The sequence below is a fragment of the Pseudomonas palleroniana genome, assembly GCF_003031675.1.
GTDB lineage: Bacteria > Pseudomonadota > Gammaproteobacteria > Pseudomonadales > Pseudomonadaceae > Aquipseudomonas > Aquipseudomonas palleroniana.
This window is the reverse complement of record NZ_PYWX01000032.1, coordinates 97,081-110,279: the sequence shown is the minus strand read 5'-3', so window position 1 is coordinate 110,279 and position 13,199 is coordinate 97,081. Positions and strand designations below refer to the sequence as shown.

Below are 13,199 nucleotides of genomic sequence, written 5' to 3'. Positions count from 1 at the left end.
GTCAAAAATTTAAAGAAAGAAATCCAGTCGGAAATAGATCGGCGCTTCACGCTCAGTGATAGCGGCCGGTCGTTCCAGAGAGTGGGCAAAGGTCACGCTGGCGGCGACGTTCTTGCCTCGGGCAAACAGCTCCACCGAGTTACTGCTCATGCGCCCATGCTGCTCGGCGTTGTAGCGGTCGCGGCTGATCACGCCCTGGTCGTAACCCAGGCTGGTGCCGTACTCACTGAGCACCGGCTGCAGCCAGGCCCAGGTCACCGGGCGGCTCCAGCGCAGGTCGTTGCGCCAGTAACCGCCACTGTCGCCGGCGAGCATCTGGTCTTTGTAGCCGCGAATCGACGACTGCCCGCCCAGGCTCATGCGCTGTGGGCTGAACAGCACGTCTTCGCTGTGCTGGCCGGTCATCAGGCTGCTGAAACTCAATGACTCGCCCCACAACTTGAAGGGATACAGGTAGCTCAGCGTGGCGGTGTATTTGCGATAGCGCGCATCGGCCTGGCCGGGTTTTGGATGATGATTGGCCTGGGCATCGAATGCACCAATGCCGTCTTGCATGCCCAGGTCGATGTTGAGAAACGACTCACCGATACGTCGCCCGTGGTTGATGCCGAACTGGGCTTCACTGAGACGGTTGCTGCTCACGGCGAGCTTGCTGTCTTCAATGAAGTTGTTCGTGCGCAGGTAGGCCACGCCGGTGCTCAGGGAGGTTTTGCTGAGGGCATCGCGGTGGATCACACGCTCCAGGCGCAATTGGTGGTTCTGGCTGTCGCCGGTCTGCTTGAACGTGAAGTTGTTCGCCTCGGCCCGGGAGCGGTATTCGCTCTCGGTGTAGCTGTAGGTGAGGTTCCACCAGCCGAACGGCAAGCTGTAGTTGAGCATCGAATTGCGCGAGGTTTTCTGGTGGTCGCTGACGGCATCGTGCCCGCCGCGCAACGACAGTTGGTCAGCCAGGCCCAATGGATTGTCCCAATCCAGGCTCGCGCCCCACTGCTGCTCGCCGGTACTGCGCTGGCCGCCGTTGTGGCGCGACAGGCCCACGCGCCACGGCTTCTGCGGGGTGTTTTTGACCAACACATCGCTACCGCCCACCGCCTTGCCCGGCGCCAGTTCCATCTGCGCCTGGTTCGAGGGCAAACGGTTGAGCTGGTCGACCATCTGCTCGACTTCGCGCAGGTTGAGCAATTCGCCCTGCTTGCCGGGAAAACTCATCGCCAGTTGGCGGTCGGTGATGCCACTGCCTTCAGCGCCCTTCAAGCTTTCCAATTTGCCTTCGACCACCTGGATCTTGAGGTGCCCGCTGGAGAGATCTTGCTGCGGCAGGTAGGCGCGACTGGTCACCAGGCCTTTGGCCAGGTAGCGGTCAGTGATGACTTTGAGCACCTCGTTAAGCTGTGGTACGCCGAGGCATTGGTCGATGTAAGGCTTGATCAGGCGGTTGCGTTCGCCTTCGGACAACGCTTCAGCGCCGGAGAGCTCAATGGCTTTGATCGGGAAGCAACGAGTGTCGGCAGGCCCTGTGGGCGTCGTAGGCGTCGCGGATTTACCCGGCAATTCCTTGAGATCCTCAAGCCGCCGCTGCTGCTCTTCGAGCAGGCGGTCCTGGCGATCACGAATCAGGTCGGTGATACCTGGAGCAGCCTGCTGTGTGGCGGCTTGCGCCCACCCGCCCGCGCCCAGGCAAAAAAAAGCGGACAGCAGGCTGAGCCTGGTCCGGCGTGCAAAACGCCACATCGATTAGATCCCTCTACATGGCTCAGTGCCATCATTCGGCGGCGATAATAGGGTGGCGATATAGTGGCGTCAATTAAATGTACATCCCCGCTTCACGGCCACAGATCCCCTGCCCGTCCTTGAGTCCTTTTAAAGAATGGATCATTGGATCCACTAGAGCCCAATTGACCGATAATCGCCCGATATATAAAGGTGATATCGTTGACCTATCCAGCCTTCCGCTCATTTAATGGATCCATTAAATAAAAATAACGCGTCGCCTGGAGATTCATCATGTACCCCAAGAACACTTGGTACGTCGCCTGCACCCCTGATGAAATTGCGCAAAAGCCTTTGGGTCGTCAGATCTGCGGCGAAAAAATGGTGTTTTATCGTGGCCTGGATGGCGCCGTAATAGCGGTCGAGGATTTCTGCCCGCATCGCGGGGCCCCGCTTTCGCTGGGGTATGTCGAGAACGGCAACCTCGTCTGCGGCTATCACGGCCTGGTGATGGGCAGTGATGGCAAGACTGTGGAAATGCCGGGGCAGCGCGTACGCGGGTTTCCCTGCAACAAGACGTTTGCGGCCGTCGAGCGCTACGGTTTCATCTGGGTCTGGCCGGGCGATCAGGCCCTGGCCGATCCCGCGCTGATCCCACATCTGGAATGGGCCGTGAGTGATGAATGGGCCTATGGCGGCGGGTTGTTCGAGATCCAGTGTGACTACCGCCTGATGATCGACAACCTGATGGACCTGACCCACGAAACCTACGTGCATGCCTCCAGTATCGGCCAGAAGGAAATCGACGAAGCAGCGCCCGTGACCAGCGTTGAAGGCGACGAAGTCATCACCGCCCGGCACATGGAAAACATCATGGCCCCGCCGTTCTGGCGCATGGCCCTGCGCGGCAACAACCTCGCCGATGATGTGCCCGTGGACCGTTGGCAGATCTGCCGCTTCACCCCGCCCAGCCATGTATTGATCGAAGTTGGCGTGGCCCATGCCGGCAAAGGCGGCTACCACGCGGCCGCCGAGCACAAGGCGGCGAGCATTGTGGTGGACTTCATCACCCCGCAGACCGACACCTCGATCTGGTACTTCTGGGGCATGGCACGCAACTTCAAGCCCGACGATGAGGCACTGACCGCGAGCATCCGCGAAGGCCAGGGCAAGATTTTCAGCGAAGACCTGGAGATGCTCGAACGCCAGCAACAGAACCTGCTTGCCCACCCGACGCGCAATTTGCTCAAGCTGAATATCGACGCCGGCGGCGTGCAGTCACGCAAAATCCTCGAACGCCTGATTGCCAGGGAACGCACGGTCGAACCTCACCTGATCAACACAACCACCGCCTGAATAACCCCAACGCAGGAAGGACTGAACATGATCGATGTGGTGGTGGTATCGCGTAACAATGAAGCCCAGGACATTTGCAGCTTTGAACTGGCCAGTGTCGATGGCAACCCATTGCCGGCGTTCAGTGCCGGCGCGCACATTGATGTGCACTTGCCGGACGGGCTGATCCGTCAATACTCGTTGTGCAATCACCCTGAAGAACGTCATCGCTACCTGATCGGCGTGCTCAAGGACCCTGCCTCACGAGGCGGTTCGCGCAGCCTGCACGAACAGCTGCAACCAGGCGCCCGCCTGAGCATCAGCGTACCGCGCAACCTGTTCCCCCTGGTGCACGACGCTCGACGCAGTGTGTTGTTTGCCGGGGGTATCGGTATCACCCCGATCCTGTGCATGGCCGAACACCTCGCCCAGGCGGGTGCCGACTTCGAATTGCATTACTGCGCCCGTGCCAGCGAACGCGCAGCGTTTGTGCAGCGCCTTAAGACGTCGCCGTTTGCCGAGCGGGTGTTCCTGCATTTTGACGAACAGCCCGACACGGCCCTGGATATTGGCCAGGTGCTGGCGGCCCCCGCAGACGACGTCCACCTGTATGTGTGCGGCCCGGGCGGGTTCATGCAGCATGTGCTCGACAGTGCCCGTGCGCTGGGCTGGCAGGACAGTTGCCTGCATCGCGAATACTTCTCGGCGGCGCCGGTGGACAGCCGCCTCGATGGGCGGTTTTCGGTGCAAATCGGCAGCTCTGGCAAGGTCTTTGAGATACCGGTCGACCAGAGTGTGGTGCAGGTGCTGGAGAGCCACGGCATCACGATTGCCGTGTCGTGTGAACAGGGGGTGTGCGGCACCTGCCTGACTCGCGTGCTGGACGGCGTACCAGAGCACCGTGATCTGTTCCTCACCGAGCAGGAACAGGCGCTTAATGATCAATTCACGCCGTGCTGCTCGCGCTCGAAAACCCCAATCCTGGTGCTCGATCTCTGAGGCGTGTCACGAGGCGGGCAAAATCACCTTCATGCGCGCGTCGGCAGTGGCTGAGCTGAAGGTGTCGGCATAGCGCAACGTCGCATTGGCGTGTTCGCGCATCAGCGCTTCGGCCCGTGCGCCCTGGCGATTGACCAGGGCGTCGAACACCGAGTGGTGTTGCATGTGCGCATAGTTGAAGCGGCGGTATTCGCGGACCATGTCCTCGCGGTCCACCGCCAGTGCCGTCACCGAGGCGAATGGAAGGTGGTCATTGCGTGCCAGGGCATCGGCAATCGCCGGGTTATGGCTGCTTTCAACGATGACCAGGTGAAAGCGCATGTTCAGGTCGTGATAGACCTCAAGGTCGTCCTCGGTGACATACCCCTTGTCGAACAGTTGATCGCCTTCGACCAGGCAGCGCTCAAGCGCCCTGCGCGCGTCATCGGACAAACCGCGTTCGGCGGCTTGACGCGCCGCCAGGCCCTCAAGCACACCGCGCACTTCGACCGCGCCGGCAATATCGCTGGGGCTGACCGACCGCACCTGATAGCCACGCCCGCCGAACGGTACCAGCAAGCCTTCCTGCTCAAGGGTACGGAATGCCATGCGTACGGGCATGCGCGAAACGCCGAAGCGCTGCGCCGTGGGAATTTCCATCAGGCGCTCACCCGCCGCCAACTCTCCGCTGGCAATCATCTTGCGCAGTGCAATCAGCACCAATTGGCCGGGCTTGCTCATCCAGGCAACTTCCAGAAAACGTGGGTCGCCCCATAGTATCGCAAGTCGTCGGATCGCAAGTCGTCGTGCTGCAAGTCAGTGCAATCAGACGAACGCCAGCGCCGCGCGTGCCCCCTCGATTGCGCCCAGGTGCTGGGCCAGCCGCGACGGCAGGTAATCGAAAAAGAACCCGGCGCTTTGCAGCTTGGCGTCACGCAACGGATCGCTTTCGGGTAATACCCTGGAGACCCGCGCAGCCCGTGCCCAGGCAAAGGCCAACAGCGCTACGCCACACAACTGGAGGAAGTCCGGCGCGGCCCGATACGGGTATTCGCGGTCTTTGCCAGACCGCTCGCGAATGGCGCTCACCGCACCGGCCAAGGCATCGCAGAGACTGTCCAACGCGTCGGCAAACCCTGCGCACTCAGCATGCTGCCGGCCCTGCCCGGCTTCAGCGCGCAGCTCGGCCAGCAACAAGCCAAACGCCTGGCCCTCATCGCCCAGCACTTTGCGCAGCAGCAGGTCATTGGCCTGGATCTCATTGCTGCCCTCATAAATCATCGCGATGCGACTGTCGCGCAGGGTTTGCTCGATACCGAACTCGGTGACATAACCGTAGCCGCCGAAGACCTGCAACGCGTTGCTCGCCTGGCGGAAACCCTGTTCGGTAAAAAACGCCTTGATGATCGGGGTCAGCAACGACGCCAATGCGGCCGCCGCCGGGTCCGGCCCCTGCTCAGCCTGATCGAGCAAGTGCGCGGCCCAGTAACCGATGGCGCGCAGGCCTTCGCTGGTGGTGCGCAACTCGAGCAACACGCGGCGCATGGCCGGGTGATAACGAATGGGGTCAGCGGCTTGCGCGGCCACTGTCGCGGGCCGTGACGGTGCGCGCATTTGCACGCGCTCAGCGGCGTACTGCCGGGCGTGCTGCCAAGCCGCGTCGACATGCCCCAAGCCTTGCAGGCCGACATGCAGGCGTGCCGAATTCATCATCACGAACATCGCTGCCAGGCCACGATGGGGCTCGCCGATCAACCAGCCCTGGGCGGCGTCGAACACCAGCGAGCAGGTGGCACTGCCCTGGATGCCCATCTTGTGCTCGATGCCCTCACAGCGCACGCCATTGGCCTGGCCATCGTCCAGGCACTTGGGCACCAGGAACAACGAAATACCGCGGCTGCCGGGCGGCGCATCGGGCAGGCGCGCCAACACCAGGTGCAGGATATTGGCGGTGAAGTCGTGCTCACCGCCGGAAATAAACAGTTTGCTGCCGTTCAGGCGATAGCTGCCATCTCCCTGGGGTTCGGCGCGACAGCGCAGCAAACCGACGTCGCTGCCGGCCTGCGGCTCGGTCAGGCACATGGTCGGCAAGCTATGGCCGCTGATGATCTCGGGCAGATAACGCGCCTGCAACCACGGCGCCGCATGGGTCTTGAGGCACAGGTAGGCGCCGTGGGCAATGCCGGTGTACATGGCCCAGGCGTGGTTGCTGGCATAGAGCATCTCTTGCACGGCGGCGTCGAGCACCTGCGGCAAGCCCTGCCCGCCCAGCGCCTCAGCACAGGCCAGCGCCGGCCAGCCGCCGTCGACATAGGCTTGATACGCCTGGGCAAAACCGTCCGGGGTGCTCACCTGGCCCGCCTGCCAGCGGCAACCCTGACGATCACCCGGGGCGTTCAAAGGCGCCAGCACGCCCTGGCTGAAGCGCGCGGCTTCCTCCAGCACTTGCAGCGCCAGCGGCAGGTCCAACGCCTCGAACGCCGGGTTGCGGCGCCACACATCAGGCGCCTGCAGCCAATGCTCGAGCACAAATTGCATATCGCGCAGGGGCGCCTCATAGCTGGGCATCGGCACACCTCATCGTGTGTGTTCCGCACGCAGCAGCGTGGGGTCTTCACCGCGATACAACGCCTCGACTTTCGCCGCACGCCACTGCAATACCGCACGCTGGTTGATCGAACCCTTGTCGGTAATTTCACCGCGGTCGATGGACGCCGGCTCGTCGAGCAGCGCAATCCACTCCAGGCGACTGGCATTGCCGGTGGCCTCACGATTGAGTCGCTGCAACCAGTCGGCGAACCACTGGCGCACCGGCGCACTGGCCAACACTTCAGTGTCGCTGGCCTCGGCGCTCAGGCCCGCCAGCCTGCGGCATTCGTAGAGCCTGGCGAACACCAGCGCACCCAGGCATTCACGGTCCGGCGCGGCAATCACCACATCCTGCACATAGGGCGAGCCTTCAAGCACGGCGCGATTGCGCAGCGGGCCGACGCTGACAAATACCCCGGAAGACAGCTTGAAGTCTTCGGCAATCCGCCCGTCGAACATCAGCCCCCATTGCGGTTGCCGGGGGTCGGCAAGCTTGAGCGCATCCCCGGAACAGTAATAACCCTGCTCATCGAACACCTCGGCGGTTTGCTCAGGCGCCCGCCAGTAGCCGGGCATGATGTGCGGTCCGCGAAAGCGCCCTTCGAACTTGCCGTCCACCGGCACCAGCCGCACCTCGCAACCCGGCGCGGGCAAGCCGATGTAACCGGCCATCGACAACGGCCCGGTGGTGAAGGTGCAGGATGGCGCGGCTTCGGTCATGCCCAGCCCCGCCATCATGCGGATGCGCTCGCCGCAGTGCCGCTCGGCCACCCGGTCAAGGCGATCCCAGACACTTTGCGACAGGCCGGCGGCAGCGAAGAAGAACAGCTTCATGCGGGCAAAAAAGCACTCGCGCAACTCGGCGTCCTGCTCCAGCGCATTGACCAGCTCTTCCCAGCCCTTGGGCACCGTCAGGTACGCCGTGGGTGAGATCTCCTTGAGGTTGCGCAGGGTCTGGGCGAAGCCCTGGGCCGTGGGCTTGCCGTCGTCCAGGTAAAAGGTGCCGCCGTTGTAAAGCACGATGCCCACGTTGTGGCTGCCGCCAAAAGTGTGGTTCCACGGCAGCCAGTCCACCAGCACCGGCGGCTCCTCGCCAAACACCGGAAACGTCTGCAACAGCATTTGCTGGTTGGCGCACAGCATGCGCTGGGTGGTGATCACCGCCTTGGGCAACTTGGTCGAGCCCGAGGTGAAGAGGAATTTGGCGATGGTGTCGGGGCCGGTGGCGTTGAACGCCGCCTCGGCCTCGGCACCGCCGGGTGTTTGCAGCAGGCGCGCAAAGCTGACGTGGGTACGCCCCGGTACCTCGCCGCGCACACTGATCAGCGGTGTGTCGGCCGGCACTACCGCATCGATCGCACGCTGATACGCCGGCGCATCGCTGACAAACAGCAGCCCCGGTTGCAACAGGTCGCATACATGCCGCAGCTTGGCGAAATCCTGGGACAACAATGAGTACGCCGGCGAAATCGGGCAATAGGGAATGCCGGCGTACATCGCGCCGAGGGCGATCTGCAAATGTTCGATATCGTTGCCTGACAGCAGCGCCAAGGGCTTGTGCGCCGACAGCCCGAAGCCCAGCAGGCTCTGGGCGATGGCTCGCACGCTGGCGAGCATCTGCGCGTAGCTGACTCGGCGCCATTCACCGTCGGCTTGGCGCGCGGCGATAAACGTCTGCTCAGGCCGTACCTCGGCCCAATGCACCAGACGATCCAGCAAGCGCATCGGCAGCTCGGCCAATGGCTCCAGGGAACGCATATGCAGCACGCCCTGTTCTTCAGTGACCTCGACCGGCGCATGGCCGATGGACACCGCGCGGTACCGCGGCGGGTGCGGCTCGGACTGGGGTTGCGGTCTGAATTCGGAACTCACAAGGATGCCCTCCATCAAGGCGGGTCAAACGCCCGCCTTTATTGTTATGTCGCGCAACGGACTCAGATCGGGTAGTGCCGTGGCCCGTTCTGCAACGTCACCCAGCGCAATTGCGTGAAGTGTTCGATGGAGGCTTTGCCGCCAAAGCTGCCATAACCGCTGGACTTGACGCCGCCAAAGGGCATCTGCGCCTCGTCATGCACCGTCGGGCCGTTGATATGGCAAATGCCGGATTCCACCCGTTGCGCAAGCGCCAGGGCACGTCCGGTATCGCGGCTGAAGATCGCCGCCGACAAACCGAACTCGGAATCGTTGGCCAGGCGCAGCAGCGCTTCGTCACCGTCAGCGCGCAGCAACACCGCCACCGGGCCGAAGGACTCTTCGCGGTAGAGCCGCATGTGTTCGGTGACACCCTCGATCAGGGTCGGCTGCAGGATGCTGCCGTCCAATTGCCCGCCGGCCACCAGGCGTGCGCCCTGGCTCAGGGCATCATCGATCAGCGCCTTGATGCGCGTGCCGGCGCCGGCATCCACCAGCGAACCCAGCACCGAATCCGGAGCGGCAGGGTCACCGGCGCGCAGGGTTGCGAGCTTGGCCGCCAGCTTGGCGGTAAAGGCATCGGCGACCTTGGCATCGACAATCAGGCGTTCGGTGGACATGCAGATCTGCCCCTGATTGAAATACGCGCCGAAGGCCGCGGCCGCTACGGCAGCGTCCAGGTCGGCGTCATCGAGCACCAGCAACGGTGCCTTGCCACCCAGTTCCAGCAGCGCCGGCTTGAGATGGCGAGCGCAGAGTTCGCCGACAATCCGCCCGACATGGGTCGAACCGGTGAAATTGACTCGCCGCACCGCCGGGTTGGCGATCAGCCGCTCGACAATCGCGGCCGCATCCGTCGGCGCATTGCTGATGACATTGACCACGCCATCGCCCAGGCCGGCGTCCTGCAACACCTGGCCGATCAACCGGTGTACCGCCGGGCTTAACTCGGAAGCCTTGAGCACCACGGTGTTGCCGCAGGCGAGCGGCATGGCAATGGCGCGGGTGGCGAGAATAACCGGGGCATTCCAGGGCGCGATGCCCAGTACCACGCCGCACGGTTGGCGCAGGGCCATGGCAAAGCTGCCAGGCACATCGGAGGGGATGACTTCGCCGGTGATCTGGGTGGTCATCGACGCGGCTTCGCGCAGGATATTGGCCGCCAGGCGCACGTTAAAGCCATACCAGTTGGGCATGGCGCCGGTCTCACCGGCCGCGGCGATAAATTCAGCGCTACGCGCCTGCAATTGCTCGGCGGCCTTGAGCAGGCGGGTGCGACGCTCGTTGGGCGCCAGCGCAGCCCAGACGGGAAACGCGGCCTGGGCCGCCGCCACGGAGGCGTCGGCATCTTCCAGGGTGGCGGCGGCCACCCGCGAAACCACGGCACCGGTCACCGGGTTGCAACGCTCGAAGGTTCGACCGTCGCGGGCGGGGCACGACTGGCCGCCAATCAATAGGGGCACGTCCAGCATGGTGATTCCTCTTTATTATCTTTATCGGGAATACGTTCAAGCAGGGTGACGGCGATGCGGCCCGCAGGCCGCACACTTCAGCGTTTATACGCCTGCAGGCCCGGCTTGATGCTCTTGTCGTCGAGGAATTGCTTCATGCCCTGCTCGCGTCCGCCTTCGGTGTCGAGCAAGCGTGACTGATCGAGCTTGGCGTAGAGGTAATCTTCGTTCTGCTCCCAGGTCAGTTCGCGGCAACGCTTGAAACCCTGCTTGGCCGCGCGCAGCACCACCGGGTTTTTCTCCAACAGGTTGCGCGCCAGCTCAATGGTGACTTCGCGCAGCTGCGCCAGCGGCACGCTCTCGTTGACCAGGCCCATTTCAGCGGCTTTCTGCCCGCCGAAGGTCTTGCCGGTCATGATGTAGTACAGCGATTGACGATGGCCCACGGTGTCGGCCATGGCCTTGCTGACCAGGTTGCCCGGTGGGATGCCCCAGTTGATTTCCGAGAGACCGAAGGTCGCTTCATCGGCGCAGATCGCCAGATCGCAGGCCACCAGCGGGCTGAAACCACCGCCGAAGCACCAGCCGTTGACCATGGCGATGGTTGGTTTGGCGTACATGCGCAGCAGCTTCCATTGCCATTGCGAGGCTTCACGGCGGATTTTTTCCTGGAGGATTTCCGGGCCGGCATCCACTTCGCGAAAGTATTCCTTGAGGTCCATGCCTGCGGTCCAGGCTTCACCGGCGCCCGTCAGTACCAGCACACCGGCCGCCGGATCCTGCTCCAGGGTTTCCAGCACGTCGATCATTTCCCGGTTGAGGGTCGGGCTCATCGCGTTGCGTTTTTCCGGGCGATTGAGAATGACCCAGGCGATGCCTTGCTCGATCTCAACCTTGACAGTGGTCCAACGGCTTTCGTAATTGCTCATGGCGGTATGCTCTTGTTCTGGTGTGAAGATGGATTCGAAATTAAACCGCAAATATGGTTATGTCAATTAACTATTAATTTGAATAACCAATATTTCTCAAGGTGTGACCAGCGTTTTTTCCTGCGACTTGAAAAGCTGTCGTAGCCAGGGCGCGTCAACCCCGGCAAACTAGATAGCCTTCTTAACCTCCCTTTCCTGAGGATTGCACTGCCAATGGCCAAGCCCTCCACCCTCGCCGCCACCCGCCAGGCCCTGCCCGACAACGACGAGGCACGGCCGCCGCTGGATTCAGCGCTGGACGATCTGATCGGTTATGCCCTGCGCCGCGCCCAGCTCAAGCTGTTCCAGAACCTGATCGGCCGGCTGTCCGAGCATGACCTGCGCCCAGCGCAGTTCTCGGCCCTGGCGATCATCGAGCAGAACCCCGGGCTGATGCAGGCCGACCTGGCACGCGCCCTGGCCATCGAACCACCGCAGGTGGTGCCCTTGCTGAACAAACTGGAAAGCCGCGCCCTGGCCGTGCGCGTGCGCTGCAAACCGGACAAGCGTTCCTATGGGATTTTCTTGAGCAAGCCTGGCGAAATCCTGCTCAAAGAACTCAAGGACATCGCCGCCCAGAGCGACCTGGACGCCACCGCCGCCCTCGACGCCGAAGAGCGTGCAGAGCTGCTGCGCCTGCTCAAGAAGGTTTATCAGGACGGCTGACCTACCAGAGCGCCACGGTGTAAAGCACCAGGAAGCGTGTCTGGTTTTCATCGCGAAACGCGGCGCCACCGGGGAAGTCGTTGCGGTAGATCGATTTGCGCGCCATCAGCCCGACGTTCTTCAGCGGGCCACTCTGGATCACGTAGCCCAGTTCCATCTGGAACTCACGCTCCTTGCGGTCCTGGGCATTGAAAGCCGTCAATTCGATATTGTCGCCTCGCACATACCGCAGCCGGCTTTTCAGGCCCGGCAAGCCCGAGGCTGCAAAGTCATAGTCGTAGATCGCCTGCCAGGTGCGCTCCTTGGCGTTGAGAAAGTCCGAACTCATGGTCAGTTCGCTCATGCCCATCAGCTCGGTACCCGAGATATAGGGCGTGGCCGTGTCGCCGCTGGAGTGCATGTAGCCCAAGCTGAAACGATGCCCGCCGAGGCGATAGCCGAACAGCGCCGAGAGGTTGCGGTTGTCCACCTTACCGGCCTTGGCGCTGCCGTCTTCGCGGCTGAAAAAACTGCGCAGATCGCTGGTCAGTACCCCGTCGCCCACTGGCAGGTTATGCAGCAACGCGAAGGTGTCCTGCTGGTAGAGATCCGCCACTTGCGAGTGATAAATACGCAGGCTGAGGTCTTTATTGAACTGGTAATCGCCGCCCAGGTAAGCCAGGTGCGAGGTGGTTGCGGTGGCGTTGAACCGGCGGTTGGGCGAGGCGATCGTCATGGCCTGGTAGTCGGTGGAATCGCGCTTGTTGATACGGTCGATGTAGCCGGTATTCAGGGTCAGCCCGTCGATATCCTTGGAACTCAAGGTCGTGCCGCGAAAGGTCTGCGGCAGCAGGCGCGACGGGCTGGCAAAAGCGAATGGCAGAAAGATCGACACGTCGCCGGCCTTCACCGTGGTTTGGGCAAACCGCAACTTGGCGGTCGGCGCCAGCCGCGAATATTCATCGGCGGCACGCTTGTCGCTGGCCGATACCGGCAATAATTCAGTGCCGCTGCGGTCTGGCGAAGAGTCGAGCTTGACCCCCATCAGCCCGCGCATATCCAGGCCAAAGCCCACGATACCTGGGGTGTACCCCGATTCCAGGTTGAGGATAAACGCCTGCGCCCATTCGCGGGCGGCGGTCTTGGCGCCGTCGTCCTTGTAGTCACGGTCCAGGTAGTAGTTGCGTAGCGTCAGGGTGGCATGACTGTCGTCGATCAACCCCGCCGCCCACGACGAGGTGGGCAGAACACTCAACAGCAGCAGCGCACTGATCAGGCGTGGCGTGCGGTTCGACACACGGCAGGCCGCCGCGACAGCGCCCGTGGGGAGTTTTTGCATGTTCGATGTCCATTTTTTGTTGTTGTTTTTGGGGTGACACACGCTCGGCCAACCGGCTTCGCCAACAGAGAATGGAAACAGCTGAAGGCACTCGTCAACCGCGACTGACCGATAATCGAACGTTAATAAAACTATCTATTTTCATTCCCGCCACGCGTTCTCAGCGCAAACGATTGAGATAGAGGGCTTGCCTGTCGATATCTGCGGCAAGCTCGCCGTCGTAGTTTTTTTAGTTATATTTGTTATCTTGATTGCCAGCAGCCTACCGGCTCG

General features: G+C 62.3%; 10 protein-coding genes. 3 read left to right on the top strand and 7 right to left on the bottom strand.

Annotated features, from left to right (window positions below; all coding sequences use genetic code 11):
- Window positions 1-9: 9 nt before the first annotated feature.
- Window positions 10-1,731 (bottom strand): ShlB/FhaC/HecB family hemolysin secretion/activation protein, encoded by a 1,722-nt coding sequence (locus tag C9383_RS11860; RefSeq protein ID WP_090371204.1) that lies wholly within the window; start codon window positions 1,729-1,731, stop codon window positions 10-12.
- A 273-nt stretch (window positions 1,732-2,004) separates the two neighbouring features.
- Here C9383_RS11860 and C9383_RS11855 point away from each other — a divergent pair, with 273 nt between their 5' ends.
- Together C9383_RS11855 and C9383_RS11850 are read left to right on the top strand one after the other, a co-directional pair.
- Complete coding sequence (locus C9383_RS11855) at window positions 2,005-3,066, top strand: aromatic ring-hydroxylating oxygenase subunit alpha (RefSeq protein WP_090371206.1); 1,062 nt, start codon at window positions 2,005-2,007, stop codon at window positions 3,064-3,066.
- 27 nt (window positions 3,067-3,093) lie between these two features.
- A complete protein-coding gene (locus C9383_RS11850; RefSeq protein ID WP_090371208.1) occupies window positions 3,094-4,044 on the top strand; it encodes a PDR/VanB family oxidoreductase in 951 nt (316 codons plus the stop codon).
- A 6-nt stretch (window positions 4,045-4,050) separates the two neighbouring features.
- On the opposite strand, the gene C9383_RS11845 is transcribed toward C9383_RS11850, so the two are convergent.
- From C9383_RS11845 to C9383_RS11825, 5 genes are all read right to left on the bottom strand, one after another.
- Entirely contained in the window at window positions 4,051-4,764 is a 714-nt protein-coding gene (locus tag C9383_RS11845; protein WP_060752849.1) for a GntR family transcriptional regulator, read from the bottom strand.
- A gap of 84 nt (window positions 4,765-4,848) precedes the next feature.
- Window positions 4,849-6,591, bottom strand: a complete 1,743-nt coding sequence (locus C9383_RS11840; protein WP_090371210.1) for an acyl-CoA dehydrogenase — start codon at window positions 6,589-6,591, stop codon at window positions 4,849-4,851.
- A 9-nt stretch (window positions 6,592-6,600) separates the two neighbouring features.
- Window positions 6,601-8,484, bottom strand: coding sequence for a feruloyl-CoA synthase (locus tag C9383_RS11835; RefSeq protein WP_090372417.1), 1,884 nt, complete (start codon window positions 8,482-8,484; stop codon window positions 6,601-6,603).
- A gap of 62 nt (window positions 8,485-8,546) precedes the next feature.
- A complete protein-coding gene (locus C9383_RS11830) occupies window positions 8,547-9,995 on the bottom strand; it encodes an aldehyde dehydrogenase (protein WP_090371212.1) in 1,449 nt (482 codons plus the stop codon).
- Window positions 9,996-10,072: 77 nt separating this feature from the next.
- Entirely contained in the window at window positions 10,073-10,903 is an 831-nt protein-coding gene (locus C9383_RS11825; protein WP_090371214.1) for a p-hydroxycinnamoyl CoA hydratase/lyase, read from the bottom strand.
- Window positions 10,904-11,116: 213 nt separating this feature from the next.
- Here C9383_RS11825 and C9383_RS11820 point away from each other — a divergent pair, with 213 nt between their 5' ends.
- Window positions 11,117-11,608: a MarR family winged helix-turn-helix transcriptional regulator gene (locus C9383_RS11820; protein ID WP_090371216.1), complete on the top strand. Its 492-nt coding sequence runs from the start codon at window positions 11,117-11,119 to the stop codon at window positions 11,606-11,608.
- A gap of 1 nt (window position 11,609) precedes the next feature.
- Here C9383_RS11820 and C9383_RS11815 read toward each other — a convergent pair whose 3' ends face one another.
- Window positions 11,610-12,926, bottom strand: coding sequence for an OprD family porin (locus tag C9383_RS11815; RefSeq protein WP_090371218.1), 1,317 nt, complete (start codon window positions 12,924-12,926; stop codon window positions 11,610-11,612).
- Between the last annotated feature and the right edge of the window lie 273 nt (window positions 12,927-13,199).